The sequence below is a fragment of the Pseudomonas sp. NPDC079367 genome, assembly GCF_044542195.1.
Classification (GTDB): Bacteria; Pseudomonadota; Gammaproteobacteria; order Pseudomonadales; family Pseudomonadaceae; genus Aquipseudomonas.
The window spans coordinates 54,188-75,954 of record NZ_JBITTW010000027.1 but is presented as its reverse complement, the minus strand read 5'-3'; the positions used below and the strand labels follow the sequence as shown (position 1 = coordinate 75,954).

Genomic DNA, 21,767 nt, shown 5'->3' with positions numbered 1-21,767 from the left:
AATTAAACCGCATAAGAGATAAGTAAACGACGATCCGAAACGTAAAGTCGTGGAACAGACGGGGTAAAATGATTTCCAATTCATGATCGAAGAACTGGCGGTCGGCGCTCAGTTCAAACTGCCGTACATCCACGTCGTGGTGAACAACTCGTACCTGGGCCTGATCCGTCAGGCCCAGCGCGGGTTCGAAATGGACTACTGCGTGCAGCTGTCCTTCGATAACCTCAACGCGCCGGAACTCAACGGTTACGGGGTAGACCACATCGCAGTCGCCGAAGGCCTCGGCTGTAAAGCGCTGCGTGTGTTCGAACCATCAGAAATCGCCCCTGCCCTGCGCAAGGCCGAGCAGATGATCGAAGAGTTCAAGGTGCCGGTGATCGTCGAGATCATTCTGGAGCGTGTGACCAACATCTCCATGGGTACCGAGATCAACGCGGTCAACGAGTTCGAAGACCTGGCTCTGGTCGGCAATGACGCGCCGACGGCGATTTCGTTGCTTGATTAACTGCTGACCGCTCTCCCTGTGGGAGCGGGCTTGCTCGCGAAGGCGATATCACATCCGACATCAATGTCGACTGCCCCACCGCTTTCGCGAGCAAGCCCGCTCTCACAGGGGATCCTCACAAGATTTACGGGAGACCACCATGCCGCGTTTCGCAGCCAACCTGTCCATGCTGTTCACCGAACAGGATTTCCTTGCCCGTTTCGACGCCGCCGCCAAGGCCGGTTTCAGTGGCGTGGAATACCTGTTCCCTTACGACTTCAGCTCCGCCGAAATCAAGGCAAAGCTTGAAGCCAACGGTCTGACCCAAGTGCTGTTCAACCTGCCGGCCGGTGACTGGGCCAAGGGCGAGCGTGGCATTGCGTGCCTGCCGGAGCGGGTTGAAGAATTCCGCGCCGGGGTTGATCTGGCGATCGCCTACGCACAAGTGCTGGGCAACACCCAGGTCAACTGCCTGGCCGGTATCCGCCCGCAAGGCGTTGACGATGCCACCGTGGAAAAGACCTTCGTCGCCAACCTCAAATACGCCGCCGACAAGCTGCAAGCGGTGGGCATCAAACTGGTGATGGAAGCGATCAACACCCGCGACATTCCCGGTTTCTACCTGAACAACACGGCGCAGGCCCTGTCGATTCGCGAACAGGTCGGCAGCGCCAATCTGTTCCTGCAATACGACATCTATCACATGCAAATCATGGAAGGCGATCTGGCCCGCACCCTGCAATCGCACCTGGGCGAGATCAACCATGTGCAGCTCGCGGACAACCCGGGGCGCAACGAGCCGGGCACTGGCGAGATCAACTACCGCTTCCTGTTCGAACACCTCGACCGCATCGGTTATCAGGGTTGGGTCGGCTGCGAATACAAGCCGTTGACCACCACCGAGGCGGGCCTCGGCTGGCTGAAAACTCATAACGCAATTTGATGCAGATCCCCTGTGGGAGCGAGCTTGCTCGCGAATGCGGTGGTTCAGTCAACACGGAGATTGAATGTTCCACCGCATTCGCGAGCAAGCCCGCTCCCACAAAAAGCAGTTCCCCAATTTGCTTGAGCACGACAAAAACAAGAGGATTTTCTCATGGCTAAAATCGGATTCATCGGCACCGGCATCATGGGCCACCCAATGGCGGCGAACCTGCAGAAAGCCGGTCACAGCCTGTTCCTGTCGCAGCACCACGACGCAGCCCCGGCCGATCTGGTCGCCGCTGGCGCCGTCGCGTTGGCCAACCCGCGCGAAGTCGCGCAGGAAGCTGAATTCATCATTGTCATGGTCCCGGATACCCCGCAGGTCGATGACGTGCTGTTCCGTGCCGACGGCGTCGCGGCCGGTGTCGGCAAAGGCAAAGTGGTCATCGACATGAGCTCGATTTCGCCGACCGCCACCAAGGCCTTCGCCGCGAAAATCAACGAAAAAGGCGCGCAATACCTCGACGCGCCAGTGTCCGGCGGCGAAGTCGGCGCCAAAGCCGCGACCCTGAGCATCATGGTCGGTGGCGACGCCGATGCCTTCGAACGCGCCCTGCCGCTGTTCCAGGCCATGGGCAAGAACATCACCCTGGTCGGTGGCAATGGCGACGGCCAGACCGCCAAAGTCGCGAATCAGATCATTGTTGCGCTGAACATCCAGGCCGTTGCCGAAGCACTGCTGTTCGCCTCCAAAAACGGTGCCGATCCAGCCAAGGTGCGTGAAGCGCTGATGGGTGGTTTCGCCTCCTCGAAGATTCTTGAAGTGCACGGCGAGCGCATGATCAAAGGCACCTTTGACCCGGGCTTCCGCATCAGCCTGCACCAGAAGGACCTGAACCTGGCCCTGCAAGGCGCCAAGGAGCTGAACATCAACCTGCCCAACACCGCCAATGCCCAGCAAGTATTCAGCACCTGCGCGGCCATCGGTGGCAGCAACTGGGACCACTCGGCGCTGATCAAGGGACTTGAGCACATGGCCAATTTCTCGATCCGCGACAATAAATAAAGCCTGCCCCGTCGCTCGTTCCCACGCTCCGCGTGGGAATGCTGCCCGGGACGCTCCGCGTCCCTGCCGAAGCGGACGCAGAGCGTCCATTGAAGCATTCCCACGCAGAGCGTGGGAACGGTCATCAGCATTAACCAAGAACAATAAGATTGGGAGCCCGCCATGTCGGTCGATCCGCAACAACTGCTGCGCGAGCTGTTTGCCACAGCCATCGACGCGGCGCATCCGAACCAAGTCCTTGAAGCCCATCTGCCCGCCGACCGCAGCGGTCGCGTCATCGTCATCGGTGCCGGCAAAGCGGCGGCCGCCATGGCGCAAGTGGTCGAGCGCTGCTGGGAAGGCGAAGTCACGGGCCTGGTCGTCACCCGCTACGGACACGGCGCCCCGTGCGAAAAAATCGAAGTGGTCGAAGCCGCGCATCCGGTGCCGGACGCGGCCGGTCTGGCCGTGGCCAAACGCGTGCTGGAAATGGTCAGCAACCTGACCGAAGACGACCGCGTGATCTTTCTGCTCTCCGGCGGCGGCTCTGCCCTGCTCGCCTTGCCGGCCGAAGGCATCACCCTCGCCGACAAACAGTCGATCAACAAGGCCTTGCTCAAATCCGGCGCGACCATCGGCGAGATGAACTGCGTGCGCAAGCACCTCTCGGCGATCAAGGGCGGCCGCCTCGGCAAGGCCTGCTGGCCGGCGACGGTTTACACCTACGCGATTTCCGATGTACCCGGCGACCTCGCCACCGTCATCGCCTCCGGCCCGACCGTGGCCGACCCTAGCACCAGCGCCGAAGCCCTGGCGATCATCAAACGCTACGGCATCGACATTCCGGCCTCGGTGCGCAACTGGCTGCAAAGCCCCGAGTCGGAAACCGTCAAACCCGGCGACCCGAGTCTGGCTCGCAGCCACTTCCAGTTGATTGCCCGCCCGCAACAATCGCTGGATGCCGCGGCGGTGAAATGCCGTCAGGCCGGTTTCAGCACCTTGATTCTCGGCGATCTGGAAGGCGAATCCCGTGAAGTGGCGAAAGTCCACGCAGGCATCGCCCGGCAGATCATCAACCACGGCCAGCCATTGGCGGCGCCGTGCGTGATTCTCTCCGGCGGCGAAACCACCGTGACCGTGCGCGGCAATGGTCGTGGTGGGCGTAACGCCGAATTCCTCTTGAGCCTCACCGACAACCTCAAGGGCCAGCCCGGCGTCTACGCGCTGGCCGGCGACACCGATGGCATCGACGGCTCGGAAGACAATGCCGGCGCGATCATGACCCCGGACAGCTACGCCCGCGCCGCCGCACTGGGCTTAAGCGCCAGCGATGAGCTGGATAACAACAACGGTTACGGCTACTTCGAAGCGCTCGACGCGTTGATCGTCACCGAGCCGACCCGCACCAACGTCAACGACTTCCGCGCCATCCTGATCCTTGAGAACTGCAAACCATGACGCCTGATAAAAAGGTCAAAATCCTCGCCACCCTCGGCCCTGCGGTCGACGGCATCGACGACATCCGCGAGCTGGTCGAGGCCGGGGTCAACATCTTCCGCCTGAACTTCAGCCACGGCGATCACGCCGACCACGCCAAGCGCTATCAGTGGATCCGCGAAGTCGAGCGCCAGCTCAACTATCCGCTGGGCATTCTGATGGACTTGCAGGGGCCGAAACTGCGGGTCGGCAAGTTCGCCGAAGGCAAGGTGCAACTGCATCGCGGTCAGGCGTTCCGCCTCGATCTGGACGCGACACCGGGCGACGAGCGTCGGGTAAACCTGCCGCATCCCGAGATCATCGCCGCGCTGGAAGCCGGTATGGATTTGCTGCTCGATGACGGCAAGCTGCGTCTGCGCGTGGTCACCAAGTACGCCGATGCGATCGACACCACCGTGCTCAACGGCGGCGAACTGTCCGACCGCAAAGGTGTGAACGTGCCGCAAGCGGTGCTCGACCTCAGCCCGTTGACCGCCAAGGATCGTCGCGACCTGAGCTTCGGTCTGGAGCTGGGTGTGGACTGGGTCGCGCTGTCGTTCGTGCAGCGCCCGCAGGACATTGTTGAAGCCCGCGCATTGATCGGCGACAAAGCCTTTCTGATGGCGAAAATCGAGAAGCCTTCAGCGGTCGAGCAACTGCGTGAGATTGCTGGGTTGAGCGACGCAATCATGGTCGCTCGCGGCGATCTGGGTGTTGAAGTGCCGGCAGAAAGCGTGCCGCAGATTCAGAAAAACATCATCACCACCTGCCGCGAACTCGGCAAACCGGTGGTCGTGGCGACGCAGATGCTCGAGTCGATGCGCTTCTCCCCGGCCCCGACCCGCGCCGAAGTCACCGACGTCGCCAACGCCGTGGCCGAAGGCGCCGATGCGGTGATGCTGTCGGCGGAAACCGCCTCGGGCGAGTATCCGCTCGAAGCCGTGCAGATGATGAGCAAGATCATCCGCCAGGTGGAAAACGGCCCGGATTATCAGACTCAGCTCGACGTCAGCCGGCCGAAAGCCGAGGCGACCGTTTCCGATGCGATCAGTTGCGCGATCCGCCGGATCAGCAACGTGCTGCCGGTGGCGGTGCTGGTCAATTACAGCGAGTCGGGCGCTTCGACGCTGCGCGCATCGCGCGAGCGGCCGAAAGCGCCAATCCTCAATCTGACGCCGAACCTGCAAACGGCGCGGCGCTTGAGCGTGGCGTGGGGGATTCATTCGGTGGTCAACGATCGCCTGCGCCAGGTCGACGAGGTCTGCTCGACTGCGCTGGAAATCGCCCAGGCACAAGGCATGGCCGAGCGTGGCGACACGCTGCTGATCACTGCCGGCGTGCCGTTTGGCCAGCCGGGTTCGACCAACTCCCTGCGCATCGAGACGTTGATCTAGCCCCCCACCATGATCGTTCCCACGCTCTGCGTGGGAATGCGGCCCGGGACGTCTGCGTCCCAAGAGCAGACGCAGAGCGTCCTTTCAGGCATTCCTTTGCGGCGCGTGGGAACGATCAGCACCGAATGAACTGCCATGCCTGCCAATCACTTCAACACCCACTGCCCCGACTGGGCCGAGGCTTTGCTCAACGGTTTCAGTCAGATTTTCTTCCAGCGCCATCCGCTGTGTGGCCTGCTGTGTCTGTTGGCGATTCTGCTGACAGCGCCGGTGCTGTTTGCCGGGGCGCTGCTTGGTGGCGTTGCCGGTCTGCTCACCGCGCAGCGGCGCAACTACGCCAAAGCCGATCGCCAGGCCGGGTTATTCAGCTATAACGGCGTGCTGCTCGGCCTGCTGCTGAGCCTGTATTTCCCTTGGTCGCCGTTGCTGCCACCGCTGATTCTCGCGGCAGGCGGGTTGAGCGCGATGCTCACTCAGCAATGGCTCAAACACGTGTACCGCAGTCGCGCTATACCGGCGTATACCTCGCCGTTCGTGGCGATCAGTTGGGTGCTGCTGGTGTTCGCCGAACCCTCCGCGCCAATGGCATCGGTCGACCTGAACACGACAAATCTGCTGGCTGCTGAACTGCGCGGATTTGGGCAAGTGATGTTTCTCGACCATCCCTTGGCCGGGGCGTTGATCGCCAGCGGTTTGCTGCTCGCCGATCGCCGGGCGTTCTGCTGGGCGCTGCTGGCGTCGGCGATCGGCCTCGGCTCCAGTCTGCTGCATCACGAAACGTCCGCCGCACTGCTCGGGCTCGGTGGCTACAACGCCGTACTCGCCGCCCTCGCCTTCAGCGCGCAACGGCAACATCCGTGGTTGCCGCTGCTCGCAATTGTCCTGGCCTTGCTGGTGACGCCGCTGTTTGCCGCCCTCGGGCTGGCGACGCTGACTGCGCCATTCATCCTTGCCTGCTGGTTGATTCGCGCCGGCATTCAGATGCTTGGCAAAGCGTCGCTTGCGCATGAGTCTTGCGCTCACGAGGAGAATCACCCTAGGCTGCGCTGATCTTCGATTCAGGCGTTATCCATGGACAGCAGCAACAATTGGCGCGAACGGCTTTACGTCATGATTTTCCAGAGCGACACCCCGGCCGGGCGTCGCTTCGACGGCATTCTGCTGTTGATCATCCTCGCCAGTCTGGTGATTGTGATGCTCGACAGTATCGACAGTATCCATCGCAACTACGCCGACGTGCTGGCCTACATCGAGTGGGGTTTCACGGCGATTTTTCTCGGCGAATACATCCTGCGTCTGTACTGCTCGCCCAAGCCGCTGCGCTATGCCTTCAGCTTTTACGGGCTGGTGGATCTGCTGGCGATCGTGCCCGGTATCCTCGCGCTTTATTACAGCGATGCTCAGTACCTGCTGATCATCCGCATCATTCGGATGCTGCGGATTTTCCGCGTGCTCAAGCTCAGTCCGTACCTCAAGCAGGCCAACTACCTGATGTCGGCGCTGCGTGGCAGCAAGCAGAAAATCGTCGTGTTTCTGGTCAGCGTGTGCACGCTGGTCACGGTGTTCGGCACGCTGATGTACGTGATCGAAGGTCCAGAGCACGGCTTTACCAGCATTCCGAAGGGCATCTACTGGGCGATCGTCACCTTGACCACTGTGGGCTTCGGCGACATCGTGCCAAAGACACCTCTGGGCCAGGTGATTTCCTCGCTGGTGATGATCACCGGTTACTCGATCATCGCCGTGCCCACGGGGATTTTTACCGCAGAACTGGCCAATGCCATGCGCGGCGAACAGCTGCAACATGACTGCCCGGGATGTCAGAAAAAGAGCCACGAGCAAAGCGCGGCGTTTTGTTCGCGTTGCGGCAGTCAACTGTTCAAGAAAGTGGAATAAGTACAGAGCTTTTTAATCTTTAAGCGGCTATCACGTGCCCGTTATAGTCGCTGGCAAATCGCCTCACCTTTGACTCAACACCCCCACAGAACAAGGAATGCGCAGTGAAAAAACTCTTTGGCGCCTCACTTCTCGCCGCTGGCCTGGCCTTGGCCAACATCGCTCAGGCAGCACCGACGCTGCTTAACGTTTCCTACGACGTGATGCGCGATTTCTACAAGGACTACAACACTGCGTTCCAGAAACACTGGCAGGCCGAGCACAACGAGAACATCACCGTGCAGATGTCTTTCGGTGGTTCGAGCAAGCAGGCGCGTTCGGTGATCGATGGCCTACCGGCCGATGTCATCACCATGAACATGGCCACCGACATCAACGCCCTCGCCGACAACGGCAAACTGGTGCCGGAGAACTGGGTCACGCGCCTGCCGAACAACAGCGCGCCGTTTACCTCGGCGACGGTGTTCATCGTCCGCAAGGGCAACCCTAAAGCCCTGAAAGACTGGCCGGACCTGCTCAAGGACGGCGTGCAGGTGATCGTGCCGAACCCGAAAACCTCGGGCAACGGCCGCTACACCTACCTGTCGGCCTGGGGCTATGTGCTGAAGAACGGCGGCGACGAGAACAAGGCCAAGGACTTCGTTGGCAAACTGTTCAAGCAAGCGCCAGTGCTCGATACCGGTGGCCGCGCCGCCACCACCACGTTCATGACCAACCAGATCGGCGACGTGCTGGTGACCTTCGAAAACGAAGCGGAAATGATCGCTCGCGAATTTGGTCGTGATCAGTTTGAAGTGGTCTACCCAAGCGTCTCCGCCGAAGCCGAGCCGCCAGTGTCGGTAGTCGATAAAGTCGTCGACAAAAAAGGTTCGCGCGCGGCAGCTGATGAATATCTGAAGTACCTGTGGTCGCCGCAAGGTCAGGAGATTGCTGCGGCCAACTACCTGCGCCCGCGCGACCCGGCAGTGCTGGCGAAGTACACCGACCGTTTCCCTAAAGTGGATTTCCTTTCGGTGGAGAAGACGTTTGGTGACTGGCGCACCGTGCAGAAAACCCACTTCAACGATGGTGGGGTGTTCGATCAGATTTATAGCGGCCAGTAAAGTTTGACCTCAACAAAAAGGCGACCCACTCGGTCGCCTTTTTTGTCGAGCGCAGATACCGGTCATTACACAACGTAATAACCGTTATCATCCGAAACTGTCTTCTGCCAACCCGCGTTGTCCATTAGCCTTCACCGCTTTCCCTGTGCCCGACCCGAGTAATCCCATGACCACCACTCCTCACGCAATGACCCGAGGCATGGTTCTGCTGTTCGCATTCTGCTGCGGCGCCATCGTTGCCAATATCTATTACGCACAACCGATCATTGGCCTGATCGCGCCAGACATCGGCCTCTCCGACACCATGGCGAGTTTCATCGTCTCGCTGACCCAGATCGGTTATGCACTGGGCCTGTTCTTTCTGGTGCCGCTGGCCGATCTGCTGGAAAACCGGCGGTTGATGATCATCACTACCGTAGTGGCAATTGCCAGCCTGCTGGCGGCGGCGTTTACCGATCAGCCGAATGTGTTCTTGCTGATTTCGTTGCTGGTGGGGTTCAGCTCGGTGTCGGTGCAAGTCCTGATTCCGCTCGCTGCGCACCTGGCGCCGGAAGAATCCCGTGGCCGGGTGGTCGGAGGGATCATGGGCGGTTTGCTGCTGGGTATTCTGCTGGCGCGACCGGTGTCGAGCGTGGTCGCCGATCACCTCGGCTGGCGCGCCATGTTCATGATCGCTGCGGCCTTGATGGCGGCGATCAGCATAGTGCTGGCGCTGACCGTGCCCAAGCGCCAGCCCGATCACAGCGCCACGTATGGCCAACTGATCGGCTCGCTGTGGACTTTGCTGCGCCAGCAACCGGTGCTGCGTCAGCGGGCGTTTTATCAGGGCTGCATGTTCGCCACGTTCAGCCTGTTCTGGACCGCCGTGCCGCTGGAACTGGCGCGCAACCATGGCCTGTCGCAAAGCGAAATCGCGATCTTCGCCCTGGTCGGCGCCATCGGTGCCATCGCCGCGGCAATCAGCGGCCGCCTCGCCGATGCCGGCCACACCCGCATCGCCTCGCTGCTGGCCATGCTCTTCGCCAGCCTGAGCTTCCTTCCCGCCTTCATCCACCCCGCCTACAGCGTCATCGGCCTGGCTGTAACCGGCGTGGTGCTCGACTTCTGCGTACAAATGAACATGGTCCTCGGCCAACGCGCGGTGTACTCGCTGGACGCCAAAAGCCGCGGTCGACTGAACGCCTTGTACATGACCAGCATCTTCATCGGCGGCGCCTTCGGCTCGTCGGTGGCCAGCGCTGTGTATGAACATGGCGGCTGGTTGTGGATCGTGATTGTAGGGAGTGTGTTTCCGCTGTTGGCGTTGTTACGGTTTTTGAGTGCTTCTCAAAACGCTGCGCTGGCGCAGCGAAAAGTCGCGTCCTGACGCGATGTCATAGTGGGAGCGAGCCTGCACGCGAAGGCGGTGTGTCAGCCACAGATCAGTGCCTGACCTGATGCCTTCGCGAGCAGGCTCGCTCCCACAATTGCGCAGCCCCTCAATAACGAACCAGTTTCTCCATCGCCGCATCCGCCAGAAACGAGGAGCGGCTTTTGACGTTGTGCTCGCGTACATAGCGATCAATACGCTGAATCACATAGCCGGGCAGCGTAACGTTGACCTTTTCGGTCTTGCCCAGGTACGGCGAGATATCCAGCTCCAGCATGCCCCACCCCATCTCGGCGAAATCCGGATCTGTGGGAGCGGGCTTGCTCGCGAAGGCGTCGTGTCAGTCGCCTTTACTAACCTGACAGGCCGCTTTCTCGAGCAAGCCCGCTCCTGCGGGGTTTCCACATTCGCTTCAAGATGTGCGCATAACAGACAAAAAAACGGCGATCCGAGGATCGCCGTTTCTCTTACTGCCCGAACTTCTTGCCCAACCCCGGCGGGACGCCGTGGATGTTGGTGTCTTCCCACGGGCCGTTGGGGCTGACCGAGCGGCTCCAGCCGTTATTCCAGCGGTAGTACGTGCGCTGGCGGTAGAAGGTGTTGGTCTGGTCGTCGAGGACGTAGACGCCGAGTTTCTGATCCCAGTGGCTGTTGCCGCCCGGTGGTGGGGCGAAACTGGCTGAGGTGCGCGGGACGGGTTTTGCCGGTTTCGCCGGGATGCTTTTGCCCGGTGTCGGCGAGGTCGACGGGGTCGGGCTCGGTTGCGACGGCGGGATCGGCGGCAGGCTGGTGGTCGGTTCCGGGCGTTGCACCGCACATGCACTCAAGCCCAGGGCCAGTGTGAGGACTGTGATTCGGGCGATGGTGTGCATGGCGGTGCTTTCCTTGTTTGCCCGATTATTTGTCCGGGCTGTCGATGGTCAGTGTTTGTGGCGCGGTGGTGCTGCTGGCCAGTGGGCCGCTGCGACCGATCCACTCACCGGCAGTCGGTTGACCGGCTCGTGAGATGCGCGCAACCAGTTGGACTTCAGGGAAGTTCGACAGTTTCAACTGCGGCATCATTGCGTCGGCATCACCCAGTTCGACGGTCACTGGCAGATCCGCCACGGTCAGGCGTTTGGCCGCCAGCGGCGCAGGTGGGCCTGAAGTGGCGCGGGCGAAGATGAACACGCTGTCGCCCGGTTGCACCTTGCCTTTGAGTTCGCTGGCCAGATCGACGCTGACTGTCAGCAACGCAGCTTTCGGCGCCGCTGCCTGGGCAACCTTGCCACCGCTTGCTTTCAAGCGTTCGGCGGCACGCTCGATGCCGCCTTGCAGCGCCGCGCGAGAGTTGTCATCCGGTGGCAGCTGCGCAAGCAGGCGATTCCAGTAATCGATCGCTTCTTGATAACGCTCGCCTTCGAACGCGGCGATGCCGAGCAGGCCGAGACTGGTGACTTCTTTCGGATCGGCCTTCAGCGCTTCGTCGGTCAGTTTCTGAATCTTTTCCGACCACTTTTTACCGTCAGCAAAATACTGCGCCTGCGCCCACTGGCCGAGCAGCTCCGGCTGGCGACCGGCGAGGTTAGCGGCGCGTTCGAACATCTTCGCCGCGTCTGCCGGGCGGTCCTGAGCCATGTAGGTACGGCCGAGGAAATACAGACCTTCAGCAGAATCCGGTTGAGCGGCAACCGCACGCTCCAGACGCTGGGTCATCTCCTCCATCGACTGCGGTGCCTGGGCAAACTCGCGGGTCAGTTCCACCTTGTCGGCGGCACCGAAATGCAGGTACAGACCAAGGCCCAGCAGCGGCACCAACACCGCGGCCAGCAACGGCAACGGTTTGCCCAGGCGCGAGACACGCGGCGCGGCGGCGCCTTCGGTATCGGCCAGCAATTCACGCGCAGCTTCCGCGCGACCGCTGTCCAGTTGCGCCGCGTCGAGCACGCCTTCGGCCTGCTGCGCCTGCAGCTCGGCAACCCGTTCCTGATACAGCGCGACGTTCAGCGCGGTACGGTCTTCTTCCCGCTGGGCACGACGTTCACGCAGCACCGGGATCAGCAGAAAACTCAGGGCGACCAGAAGCAACAGCCCTGCGGCGAGCCAGAAATCAATCATTCTTGGTTTTTATCCAACAGTTGGTCGAGGCGCTGACGTTCTTCGGCAGACAGCGATGTGGGCGTTTCGGCACGTTGCCCGCGACGCCTGCGCACGATCAGCGCGATCACCACAAAACCACCGAGCAACAGACCGGCCGGGCCGAACCAGAGCAGCGCGGTCTTCGAATTGAGCGCCGGTTTGTAGCGGACGAAATCACCGTAGCGATCGACCATGAAGTCGATGATCTGCTGATTGTCCTTGCCCTCGCCGAGCATGCGAAAAATCTCTTTGCGCAGGTCGGCGGCGATCGGTGCGTTGGAGTCGGCGATGTCCTGGTTCTGGCATTTCGGGCAGCGCAGTTCCTTGGTCAGTTCGCGGAAACGCTCACGGTCGCCCTCTTTGGCAAATTCGTAGGTGTCGATGGCCGCGTGGGCGACACCAGCCAGGCTCAAGCCCAACACCACTGCTGCGAGAAAACGCTTCATGGCTTGGCCTCATCGACCAGCGCCTGATACTTGGCCGCGAGTTTTTCGCGCCAGACCTGCTCGTCGATCACCCCGACGAACTTGTCGCGAATGATGCCTTTGGCGTCGATGAAGAAGGTTTCCGGCGCCCCGTAGACACCGAGATTGAGACCCAGCGAACCTTCGTCGTCACGAATATCCAGCGCATACGGATTGTGAAACTCGGCCAGCCACTTCAAGGCGTCGGCATTGGTGTCCTTGTAGTTGATGCCGTAGATCACCACGCCGCCCTCGGCGAGTTTGTTCAGCACCGGGTGCTCGACCCGGCAGGAGATGCACCAGGTGCCCCAGACATTGACCAGCGCCGGTTTGCCGAGAATGTCGGCCTTGGTCAGCGTCTTGTCACCCTGCACACTCGGCAAGGAAAACTCCGGGAACGGCTTGTCGATCATCGCCGACGGCAGCTCCGCCGGGTCCAGATACAAACCGCGATACAGAAACACCGCCACCAGCAGGAAAATCGCCAGCGGCAACAACATCAACCAACGCCTCATGCCGCCGCTCCTGTCATGCCCAGTGCTTCGCGCACTTTGCTTTTCACCTTGACCCGATAACGTCGATCCAGCGCCGCCAGCAAACCGCCAAACCCGGTGAGCAAGCCACCGAACCAGATCCAGCGCACGAACGGTTTGACGTGTACGCGCACGGCCCAGGCGCCGTTATCCAGTGGCTCGCCGAGGGCGACGTAGAGATCGCGGGTGAAACCGGCATCGATGCCGGCTTCGGTCATCACCGAGTTCTGCACGGTGTACAGACGTTTTTCCGGGTGCAGCACGCTGATTTCCTTGCCATCACGGATGACGCGGACGGTGCCTTTGTCCGAGGTAAAGTTTGGCCCTTCGAAATGCTTGGCACCTTCGAAGACGAACTGATAGCCCGCCAGATCCATCGACTCGCCCGGCGCCAGACGCAGGTCGCGCTCGGCACTGTTCTGGCTCGACAACACCACCCCCAGCGCGCACACGGCGATGCCGAGGTGGGCGATCTGCATGCCCCAATAGCTGCGGGTGAGCGTCGGCAAACCTTTGATCAAGCCCTTGTGGCGGGTCTTGTCGAACAAATCGCGCAAACCGGCGAGCAACACCCACGCGGCGAGCAGGAATGTCGCAATCACCGCCCAGTTGAAATCGCCATACGCCACGCCGGCCACCACGGCCAGCGCGACGCTGCCGAGCAGCACGGGCGTGAGCATGCTTGCCAGCCATTTCACTGGCGTGTCCTTCCAGCGCACGATCACACCGACTGCCATCACCAGCATCAACAACGCCATCAACGGAATGAACAGCGCATTGAAGTACGGCGGGCCGACCGACAGTTTGGCGCCACTGATGGCATCGAGAATCAGCGGATACAACGTCCCGAGCAAAATCATCGATGCAGCGACGACCAGCACCAGGTTGTTGCCCAGCAGCAAGGTTTCACGCGACCACAGATTGAAACCGACCTGACTTTTCACCACTGGCGCGCGCAGTGCGAACAGCGTCAGCGAACCGCCCACCACAAACAGCAGGAAGATCAGGATGAACACGCCCCGCTCGGGATCCGAGGCGAACGCGTGCACCGAGGTCAGCACGCCCGAGCGTACGAGGAAGGTGCCGAGCAGGCTCAACGAGAATGCGGCAATCGCCAGCAACACCGTCCAGCTCTTGAACACGCCGCGTTTTTCGGTGACGGCCAGCGAGTGAATCAGCGCGGTGCCGACCAGCCATGGCATGAACGAGGCGTTTTCCACCGGGTCCCAGAACCACCAGCCGCCCCAGCCGAGTTCGTAATACGCCCACCACGAACCGAGGGTGATGCCGATGCCGAGGAAGGCCCAGGCGACGATGGTCCATGGCCGCGACCACCGCGCCCACGCTGCATCGAGACGTCCGCCGAGCAGTGCTGCGATGGCAAACGCGAATGCCACGGAAAAACCGACATAGCCCATGTACAGCATCGGCGGATGCACGATCAGGCCGATGTCTTGCAGCAACGGATTAAGGTCGCGACCGTCGGCGGGAATTTGCGGCAGGATCCGCGAGAACGGGTTCGACGTCAGAATCAGGAACAGCAGGAAACCGGTGCTGATCATGCCCATCACCGCCAGCACGCGGGAGAGCATGACTTGCGGCAACTGCCGGGAGAACACCGACACCGCGAAGGTCCAGCCACCAAGGATCAACGCCCACAGCAACAGCGAACCTTCGTGGGCGCCCCACACCGCGCTGAATTTGTAGTACCACGGCAGCGCGCTGTTGGAGTTCATCGCCACATAGCCGACGGAAAAATCGTCAGTCATGAACGCATAAGTCAGGCAGCCAAAGGCAAACAGCAGAAAGGCAAACTGGCCCCACGCCGCCGGTTGCGCCAGGCTCATCCACAAGCGGTCACCGCGCCACGCGCCGAGCATCGGCACCAGCGCTTGGACCAGTGCAAAACACAGCGCGAGGATCATGGCCAGATGGCCCAGCTCGGGAATAAACAGTGCGGCAGCCATCGATCAACCCTCCTTCACAGGCGTCGGTGCGGATTGACCGCTGTCTTTCAGCGCTTTGGTCACTTCCGGCGGCATGTACTTCTCGTCGTGCTTGGCCAGCACTTCATCGGCGACTACCACGCCATCGGCGTTGAGCTTGCCAAGGGCGACGATGCCCTGCCCTTCGCGGAACAGATCCGGGAGGATGCCGCGATAGGCGATGGTCACGGATTTGTTGAAGTCGGTGACGACGAATTTGACGTCCAGCGAATCCTTTGACCGTTGCAGCGAACCGGCCTCGACCATGCCGCCGGCGCGGATGCGCGTGTCCTGCGGCGCTTCGCCGTTGGCGATCTGCGTCGGTGTGTAAAACAGATTGATGTTTTCCTGCAACGCGCTCAGGGCCAGGCCGACAGCAGCGCCCACTCCGACCAGAATCGCCAGAATGATGATCAGACGTTTTTTGCGCAGCGCATTCACTTGCCGTTCTCCCGGCGCAGACGACGCGCCTCTTGTTGCAGATAACGCTTGCGCGCCGCAATCGGCGCCACCACGTTGAGGGCCAGCACCGCCAGGCAGATGCCGTAGGCCGACCAGACATACAGGCCGTGATGGCCCATGGCGAGAAAATCGCCGAATGAAGCAAAACTCATCGCACCGCCTCCAGACTCTGCTGCACTTCGGTCTTCACCCAACTGGCGCGGGCCTCGCGCTTGAGCACTTCAAGACGCATGCGCAGCAACAGCACAGCGCCGAAGAAGCAATAGAAACCCAGCACCGTCAGCAACAGCGGCAGCCACATTTCCGCCGGCATCGCCGGTTTTTCCGTGAGAGTGAACGTCGCGCCCTGGTGCAGGGTGTTCCACCACTCCACCGAGTATTTGATGATCGGAATGTTGATCACGCCAACAATCGCCAGCACCGCGCAGGCCTTGGCGGCACTGTCACGATTGCTGATGGCGTTGCCCAGCGCGATCACGCCGAAATACAGAAACAGCAGAATCAACATCGAGGTCAGGCGCGCGTCCCACACCCACCACGAGCCCCAGGTCGGCTTGCCCCAGATGGCCCCGGTGACCAGCGCCACGGCGGTCATCCACGCACCGATCGGTGCAGCGCATTGCAGGGCGACGTCGGCCAGTTTCATTTTCCACACCAGCCCGACCACGCCGCACACCGCGAGCATCACGTAGATCGACTGGGCGAGCATCGCCGCTGGCACATGGATATAGATGATGCGAAAGCTGTTGCCTTGCTGGTAATCCGGCGGCGCGAACGCCAGCCCCCAGACCACGCCAACACCGATCAGCAGCAACGCTGCGATGCTCAACCACGGCAGAAACCTGCCGCTGATACCGTAGAACCACTTGGGTGAGCCGAGCTTGTGAAACCAGGTCCAGTTCATACTGTTTCCATCACGGTTGCCGCTCATCATCGCGAGCTGGCAGAGGGTCATGCCTTTCTTCTGGAAGAAGTGGTCAATTTTTGACCAGGCCTCATTATTATTCGCCGACGCTGATCTTCAGGCCAGCGGCTATTGCAAAGGGTGTCAGGGTGATCGCCAGCGCTGTGAGGCTGGCCATCCACAACAGGTATCCGGTCGCCGGCATGCCTTGCAGCGCCGCTTGCAACGCGCCGCTGCCAAGGATCAACACCGGGATGTACAACGGCAGAATCAGCAACGCCAGTAACAGACCGCCGCGCTTCAGACCGACTGTCAGCGCCGCGCCGACTGCACCGAGCAGGCTCAGCACCGGCGTGCCGAGCAGCAACGACAGCAGCAGTACCGGCAGACATGCGGCCGGCAAACCGAGCATCAACGCCAGCAGCGGCGACAGCAGCACCAGCGCCAGACCGGAGAACAGCCAGTGTGCCAGCACCTTGGCCAGGACCAGAAGCGGCAGCGGGTGCGACGAAAGGACCCACTGTTCCAGCGAGCCGTCTTCGAAGTCACTGCGAAACAATCCGTCCAGCGAAAGCAGGACCGACAACAATGCGGCCACCCAGACTAACCCCGGGGACAGGTTTTGCAAGACTTGAGTTTCCGGGCCGACGGCCAGCGGGAAAAGTGCGATGACGATGGCGAAGAAAATCAGCGGATTGGCCAGCTCCGCCGGGCGGCGGAACAGCAGTCGCGATTCGCGGGCAAGCAGCAGGCCGAAGACGCTCATACCGCCCATTTCCCCAGATCGATGTCGCGATAACCGGCCGGCATGCGGCTCAGGGTGTGGTGCGTGGTCAGCACCACCAACCCACCGCGCTCGCAGTGGCCGGCCAGGTGTTCTTCCAGTTGCGCGACGCCCTGCTTGTCCAGCGCGGTGAAAGGTTCGTCGAGAATCCACAGCGGCGGGCTGTCCAGATACAACCGCGCCAGCGCCACACGGCGCTGTTGGCCGGCGGAAAGACTGTGGCAGGGAACGTCTTCGAAACCGCGCAATCCTACCGCTGCCAGCGCCTGCCTGATCGCCTCGCGTTCGGCGGGATGATGCAGGGCGCACAGCCACGACAGGTTTTCTTCGGGAGTGAGCAGATCCTTGATCCCGGCGGCGTGGCCGATCCACAACAGGTTTCGCGCCAGTTCGCTGCGTTGCTCGGTCAGCGGCTGACCGTTGAGCAGCACCTGGCCATCGGTGGGTTGCATCAAACCGGCGAGCAGACGTAAAAGACTGGTCTTGCCGCTGCCGTTGGGGCCGCTGATCTGCACCATGTCGCCACTGGCCAGGCGCAATTCGAGGTTTTCGAAAAGCAGCCTGAGATCGCGTTCACACGCCAAGGCAACGGTTTGCAGGACAGGACTGGTCAAGGGATCACGGGCCTTATACGGTTCAAGTCGGCTCTAGAGCGGCCGTTAAAGAGATGCAGCATAGATGCTTTGATTGCTCGATCTGGCGAGCTGGATCAAACAAATGCCAGGTTTTTTGAACGAAGCGCACGACGCGCGGCATTATACATGCCGTGCCTTACTCTCAAGAGTGCAATTTCCTCAGGTTGTGTCCGCGTATGACAGGCGAAATGAACATCCTCCCGCTGCCCCCCACCGTGCCGGCGAGCGCTCGCCCGCAGATGGGTGAACTGCTCAAGTTGCTGACGCCGGTCGAGGGCTTGATCGGCGCGGGGCAAAGCGCCAAGGCCGAGGTGTTGTCGCTCAAGCAGGCCGATCAGACCTTCGAATTGCTGTTGAAAGTGACCCTCGACAGCGGTCGCCAGACCACCGTGCAGGCCAGCAGCAACCTGCCGTTGCCGCAGGGCACCAACCTGGCGATCACTCAGCCGTCGGCCGGCAATCTGGCGATCACCGTGCAGCAAGCGATTGCCAGCAGCGTCGCCACCCTCACCCGCATCGATACCGCGCAATTGCCCGCCGGCACCCTGCTGCAAGGCAAAGTCGTGACCTCGCAGGCATTGCCACAGACACCGGGACAAGCGGCAGTGTTTCGCTCGATGGTGACCCTGCTCAACACCGCCTTGAGCGGCAGCACCTTGACCGTCGACAGCCCGCAGCCACTGCGTATCGGCACCTTGTTGTCGGCGCAGGTGCAGGATGCGCAGACCCTCAGATTCGTGCCGCTGAGCAGCCGTCAGGAGCAACTGGCGGTCAGCCAGCAATTGCTCGGTCAGCAAAGTCGCCAGGGCTCGCTCGACGGGTTGCTGAAGCTGTTGCAGAACCTGCCGCCCTCCAGCGATCGGACTTCGGCTGATCTGCGCGCGGTGGTCGACAAGTTGCTCGCCAGCCTGCCCGACGTGCAGCAAATGAGTACCGCCAAAGGCGTGGCGCTGGCCTTGGCCAACAGCGGCGCGTTCCTCGAAGCGAAATTGCTCGGTGGACAAAACCCGACTCTCGCCCCGGATATGAAAGCCGACCTGCTCAAACTGATCGCGCAACTGACCCCGGGCCTGCCGAGCAACACCAATTTTAATGCGATCATCGCCGCCAACACCTTGGCGCAAGCGCTGCCGAGTTTCGTCCGGAACGCTCTCGGCACCCTCGGCCAGGTCAGCGCCAGACCGGTGCCGAGCAGCTTTCCGTTGCCCGAACGGCTGCTGGCGAAACTGGAAGGCGAAGGTGATCTCGAACAACTGCTGCGCCTCGCTGCTGCAGCAGTGTCGCGTCTGCAGAGCCATCAGCTGTCGAGCCTGGAACAGACCGGCGTCACCGACGATGGCCGCCTACTGAGCACTTGGCAGCTGGAAATACCCATGCGCAACCTGCAGGACATCGTGCCGTTGCAGGTCAAGTTCCAGCGTGAAGAGGCGCCGGAGCGCGAACCGCAACCGCACGAACGTCGCGATGAGCGCGAAGCCAAACAGCAACTGTGGCGCGTCGATCTGGCCTTCGATCTGGAGCCGCTCGGGCCGCTGCAGATTCAAGCGCAACTGATCGCCGGCAGCCTCTCCAGTCAGCTCTGGGCCGAGCGGCCGCAGACCGCCGACCTGATCGAAAACAATCTGTTTGCCCTGCGCCAGCGCTTGCTCGATTCCGGGCTCAACGTCGGCGACCTCGACTGCCACCACGGCACCCCGCCGCAAGGCAACCAAACCCGCCTCGAACATCGCTGGGTCGACGAAACCGCATGAACGATTCCACTGCCCCACGCCAGGCCATTGCCCTCAAATACGACGGCAACCACGCCCCGACCCTCACCGCCAAGGGCGACGACGAACTGGCCGAAGAAATCCTGCGCATCGCCCGCGATTACGAAGTGCCGATCTACGAGAACGCCGAACTGGTGCGCCTGCTCGCGCGAATGGAACTGGGCGACAGCATCCCGGAAGAGCTCTATCGCACCATCGCCGAAATCATTGCGTTTGCGTGGAATCTGAAAGGCAAATTCCCTGAGGGACAAGACCCGGACGCGCCGATGGTCGAGAAGGACATCACCGCACGTGGGGATGATTATTGAACCCTTAAAGCAAAAGATCGCAGCCTTCGGCAGCTCTTACAGGGAAACGCGAATCCCGATGTAGGAGCTGCCGAAGGCTGCGATCTTTTGATCTTGCTTGAAGCTCCTAGCTGCCCTTGTGCAACTTGCGCATCAATTGCGCCTCAGCCTGGGTCAACCCGCACGACTGAGTCAGCTCATCGACGCTGGCGCCCATGCCCACCAGTTTCGCCGCCTGGGCGAATGACAGGCTCGACGGGTCGCGCTGCTCCAGCGCAACGATCTTGTCCGGCAACGGACTCACCACCGCGCGCAACTCGTGCAGGGCTTCGCCCATGCGCACGTTGCCGCTCTGGTAATCGTCGACACGTTTGGCCAGGTCCTTGATGCGCTGATCACGCAGCGCATCGCCCTGGGCCTGCTGCGCAGCGATTACCCGCTGCGCCTTGATGTATGAGACGAACATCGCCAGCGTGCCGGCCCAGAACAGGAACAGAACAATTACCGCAACCTCGAGAATCAAATCAGATGCTCTCCAGTTCCGACCATTCTTCTTCGCTCATCATCTTGTCCAGCTCGACCAGAATCAGCAGCTCGTTGTTCTTGTTGCACACGCCTTGAATGAACTTGGCCGATTCTTCGTTACCAACGTTCGGTGCAGTTTCGATTTCCGACTGACGCAGGTAAACCACTTCAGCGACGCTGTCGACCATGATGCCAACGACTTGCTTGTCGGCTTCGATGATGACGATACGGGTGTTGTCGCTGATCTCGCCGCTGTGCAGGCCGAAGCGCTGACGGGTGTCGATCACGGTGACCACGTTGCCGCGCAGGTTGATGATACCCAGCACGTAGCTCGGCGCACCCGGCACCGGCGCGATCTCGGTGTAGCGCAGCACTTCCTGTACGCGCATCACGTTGATGCCGTAGGTTTCGTTATCCAGTTTGAAGGTCACCCATTGCAGGATCGGATCTTCAGAACCTTTTGCATTCGACGCCTGACTACTCATACCCTGACCCCTCGAAAAAACCGCCCTGGGCGGTGTGTGTTCTGTGTGGTGGCATTGAACAATGCCATCGCCTGATAGTTATGTCGGCTGCTAAGTCGGTTTATGTAGCGGCTTGTTGCCGCTCATGTGCTTCGCCCCGCCGCTGGCGATCAACTCGGCCAGCGCGGATACATCAAGCAATGCACACATGTGCTCGATCACGGTGCCGGCAAGCCATGGCCGCTGACCCCGATGACTTCTCCATTTGATTTCATTCGGGTCCAGACGCAACGAGCGGCTGACCTGATGCACCGCCAGCCCCCACTCGTAACCTTGTACCGAAATCACGTATTGCAGGCCCTGACGGAAGTCATCGCGGTAGCGATCCGGCATGACCCAGCGGGCGGTGTCCAAAACTTTCAAATTGCCGGCCTGACTCGGCAGAATCCCGAGGAACCACTCCGGCTGACCAAACAGCGGCGTCAGCTCGTGCCCGGCCAGCGAATAAATCGAGCCCAGGCACACCAGCGGCACAGCGAGCGTCAGCCCGGCCACATCGAACAGCAAGCATTCGAAGGCTTCGGCGGCCCAGGCCGGACGCCCATCGGGTTCGATCGGTGGCGGCGGGTTGTTGGGTGGCAGATGCACCTCGACCAGCGGCGGGATAAGCACCTGCGGCTGCGCAACTGGCGGCTCGGGTTCTGGCTCCGGCTCGGGTTCCGGCACGGTCAATAATTGCGTTTGCAGCAGCGGCGCCAGCGTCGACAGCGGCGCGCGCGGTTCATCGATCAGCGCGACCGGTGCTTTGGCCACTGACGCAGCAGCGGGCGCGGCAATCGGAGTGAGGGATTTCTGCGCGTCACGGGCCTGCTCTTCGAGCACGGCGGCCTGGAATTCGTCCATGGCTTCGGTGCTTTGCACCGCTTCAGGCTGCGCCTGCTCCGCGACTGGCGGCAGCGCTTCGACCGGCGCAGGCAAGTCCTCGGGCAGGTCGAGCAGCAGGTCTTCCAGATAGGACTGCAAGGCCTGTTGCGGACGTGACGTGAGTTTCACTGGGCGGTTCATGCGCGACTCCCTGAAGGAGCTGCCGAAGGCTGCGATCTTTTGATCTTTTCAGGAGCACTGACAGGCCAGATCAAAAGATCG

General features: G+C 61.3%; 23 protein-coding genes and 2 pseudogenes. 11 read left to right on the top strand and 14 right to left on the bottom strand.

Annotation, left to right across the window (positions count from 1 at the left end):
* Window positions 1-22 precede the first annotated feature (22 nt).
* The 9 genes and pseudogenes from ACIGDJ_RS19580 to ACIGDJ_RS19540 all read left to right on the top strand — a co-directional run.
* Window positions 23-505: pseudogene (locus ACIGDJ_RS19580) on the top strand (thiamine pyrophosphate-dependent enzyme); the annotation flags it as partial.
* Between the two features lie 139 nt (window positions 506-644).
* Complete coding sequence (gene hyi, locus ACIGDJ_RS19575) at window positions 645-1,427, top strand: hydroxypyruvate isomerase (RefSeq protein ID WP_101158675.1); 783 nt, start codon at window positions 645-647, stop codon at window positions 1,425-1,427.
* Window positions 1,428-1,580: 153 nt separating this feature from the next.
* Window positions 1,581-2,474, top strand: a complete 894-nt coding sequence (locus ACIGDJ_RS19570) for a 2-hydroxy-3-oxopropionate reductase (RefSeq protein ID WP_101158674.1) — start codon at window positions 1,581-1,583, stop codon at window positions 2,472-2,474.
* A gap of 162 nt (window positions 2,475-2,636) precedes the next feature.
* Window positions 2,637-3,911, top strand: a complete 1,275-nt coding sequence (locus ACIGDJ_RS19565; RefSeq protein ID WP_397479981.1) for a glycerate kinase — start codon at window positions 2,637-2,639, stop codon at window positions 3,909-3,911.
* Window positions 3,908-5,323 carry a pyruvate kinase gene (pyk, locus tag ACIGDJ_RS19560; protein WP_397479982.1) on the top strand — a complete coding sequence of 472 codons (1,416 nt, stop codon included), beginning with the start codon at window positions 3,908-3,910 and terminating at the stop codon, window positions 5,321-5,323. The genes ACIGDJ_RS19565 and pyk overlap by 4 nt, the downstream gene beginning before the upstream one ends.
* 135 nt (window positions 5,324-5,458) lie before the next feature.
* Complete coding sequence (locus ACIGDJ_RS19555) at window positions 5,459-6,373, top strand: urea transporter (protein ID WP_101158670.1); 915 nt, start codon at window positions 5,459-5,461, stop codon at window positions 6,371-6,373.
* Between the two features lie 21 nt (window positions 6,374-6,394).
* Window positions 6,395-7,219, top strand: a complete 825-nt coding sequence (locus ACIGDJ_RS19550) for an ion transporter (protein WP_041479613.1) — start codon at window positions 6,395-6,397, stop codon at window positions 7,217-7,219.
* A 104-nt stretch (window positions 7,220-7,323) separates the two neighbouring features.
* A complete protein-coding gene (locus tag ACIGDJ_RS19545) occupies window positions 7,324-8,322 on the top strand; it encodes a sulfate ABC transporter substrate-binding protein (RefSeq protein ID WP_095126517.1) in 999 nt (332 codons plus the stop codon).
* A gap of 166 nt (window positions 8,323-8,488) precedes the next feature.
* The gene (locus tag ACIGDJ_RS19540; RefSeq protein WP_397479983.1) at window positions 8,489-9,688 is read left to right on the top strand and encodes an MFS transporter; all 1,200 of its coding nucleotides are present in this window, start codon (window positions 8,489-8,491) and stop codon (window positions 9,686-9,688) included.
* Window positions 9,689-9,800: 112 nt separating this feature from the next.
* Here the strand turns inward: ACIGDJ_RS19540 and ACIGDJ_RS19535 are convergent.
* The 11 genes and pseudogenes from ACIGDJ_RS19535 to ccmA all read right to left on the bottom strand — a co-directional run.
* Window positions 9,801-9,995 (bottom strand): annotated as a pseudogene (locus tag ACIGDJ_RS19535) (type II toxin-antitoxin system HicB family antitoxin); the annotation flags it as partial.
* Between the two features lie 163 nt (window positions 9,996-10,158).
* Window positions 10,159-10,563 (bottom strand): hypothetical protein, encoded by a 405-nt coding sequence (locus ACIGDJ_RS19530; protein WP_073472737.1) that lies wholly within the window; start codon window positions 10,561-10,563, stop codon window positions 10,159-10,161.
* Between the two features lie 25 nt (window positions 10,564-10,588).
* Window positions 10,589-11,788, bottom strand: coding sequence for a c-type cytochrome biogenesis protein CcmI (ccmI, locus tag ACIGDJ_RS19525; RefSeq protein ID WP_101158664.1), 1,200 nt, complete (start codon window positions 11,786-11,788; stop codon window positions 10,589-10,591).
* On the bottom strand, window positions 11,785-12,255 hold the full coding sequence (locus ACIGDJ_RS19520; protein WP_101158663.1) for a cytochrome c-type biogenesis protein: 471 nt from the start codon (window positions 12,253-12,255) through the stop codon (window positions 11,785-11,787). The genes ccmI and ACIGDJ_RS19520 overlap by 4 nt, the downstream gene beginning before the upstream one ends.
* Complete coding sequence (locus ACIGDJ_RS19515; RefSeq protein ID WP_397479984.1) at window positions 12,252-12,788, bottom strand: DsbE family thiol:disulfide interchange protein; 537 nt, start codon at window positions 12,786-12,788, stop codon at window positions 12,252-12,254. The genes ACIGDJ_RS19520 and ACIGDJ_RS19515 overlap by 4 nt, the downstream gene beginning before the upstream one ends.
* Complete coding sequence (locus ACIGDJ_RS19510; RefSeq protein WP_397479985.1) at window positions 12,785-14,773, bottom strand: heme lyase CcmF/NrfE family subunit; 1,989 nt, start codon at window positions 14,771-14,773, stop codon at window positions 12,785-12,787. The genes ACIGDJ_RS19515 and ACIGDJ_RS19510 overlap by 4 nt, the downstream gene beginning before the upstream one ends.
* A gap of 3 nt (window positions 14,774-14,776) precedes the next feature.
* Window positions 14,777-15,232 carry a cytochrome c maturation protein CcmE gene (gene ccmE / locus ACIGDJ_RS19505; protein WP_016771044.1) on the bottom strand — a complete coding sequence of 152 codons (456 nt, stop codon included), beginning with the start codon at window positions 15,230-15,232 and terminating at the stop codon, window positions 14,777-14,779.
* Window positions 15,229-15,405 (bottom strand): heme exporter protein CcmD, encoded by a 177-nt coding sequence (gene ccmD / locus ACIGDJ_RS19500; protein WP_016771045.1) that lies wholly within the window; start codon window positions 15,403-15,405, stop codon window positions 15,229-15,231. Before ccmD ends, ccmE begins: the two co-directional genes overlap by 4 nt.
* Window positions 15,402-16,157: a heme ABC transporter permease gene (locus ACIGDJ_RS19495; RefSeq protein ID WP_397479986.1), complete on the bottom strand. Its 756-nt coding sequence runs from the start codon at window positions 16,155-16,157 to the stop codon at window positions 15,402-15,404. Before ACIGDJ_RS19495 ends, ccmD begins: the two co-directional genes overlap by 4 nt.
* A 97-nt stretch (window positions 16,158-16,254) precedes the next feature.
* Window positions 16,255-16,923 (bottom strand): heme exporter protein CcmB, encoded by a 669-nt coding sequence (gene ccmB / locus ACIGDJ_RS19490; RefSeq protein WP_039763615.1) that lies wholly within the window; start codon window positions 16,921-16,923, stop codon window positions 16,255-16,257.
* Window positions 16,920-17,555, bottom strand: a complete 636-nt coding sequence (gene ccmA, locus ACIGDJ_RS19485) for a cytochrome c biogenesis heme-transporting ATPase CcmA (protein ID WP_397479987.1) — start codon at window positions 17,553-17,555, stop codon at window positions 16,920-16,922. Before ccmA ends, ccmB begins: the two co-directional genes overlap by 4 nt.
* A gap of 197 nt (window positions 17,556-17,752) precedes the next feature.
* Between ccmA and ACIGDJ_RS19480 the strand changes: the two genes are divergently transcribed.
* A complete protein-coding gene (locus ACIGDJ_RS19480; RefSeq protein WP_397479988.1) occupies window positions 17,753-19,327 on the top strand; it encodes a flagellar hook-length control protein FliK in 1,575 nt (524 codons plus the stop codon).
* Window positions 19,324-19,653 carry an EscU/YscU/HrcU family type III secretion system export apparatus switch protein gene (locus tag ACIGDJ_RS19475; protein ID WP_101158659.1) on the top strand — a complete coding sequence of 110 codons (330 nt, stop codon included), beginning with the start codon at window positions 19,324-19,326 and terminating at the stop codon, window positions 19,651-19,653. Before ACIGDJ_RS19480 ends, ACIGDJ_RS19475 begins: the two co-directional genes overlap by 4 nt.
* A gap of 106 nt (window positions 19,654-19,759) precedes the next feature.
* On the opposite strand, the gene ACIGDJ_RS19470 is transcribed toward ACIGDJ_RS19475, so the two are convergent.
* The 3 genes from ACIGDJ_RS19470 to ACIGDJ_RS19460 form a co-directional block, all read right to left on the bottom strand.
* A complete protein-coding gene (locus ACIGDJ_RS19470; protein WP_397479989.1) occupies window positions 19,760-20,155 on the bottom strand; it encodes a DUF2802 domain-containing protein in 396 nt (131 codons plus the stop codon).
* Between the two features lies 1 nt (window position 20,156).
* A complete protein-coding gene (locus tag ACIGDJ_RS19465) occupies window positions 20,157-20,642 on the bottom strand; it encodes a chemotaxis protein CheW (protein WP_016771050.1) in 486 nt (161 codons plus the stop codon).
* 90 nt (window positions 20,643-20,732) lie between these two features.
* On the bottom strand, window positions 20,733-21,686 hold the full coding sequence (locus tag ACIGDJ_RS19460) for a CheW domain-containing protein (protein ID WP_397479990.1): 954 nt from the start codon (window positions 21,684-21,686) through the stop codon (window positions 20,733-20,735).
* Between the last annotated feature and the right edge of the window lie 81 nt (window positions 21,687-21,767).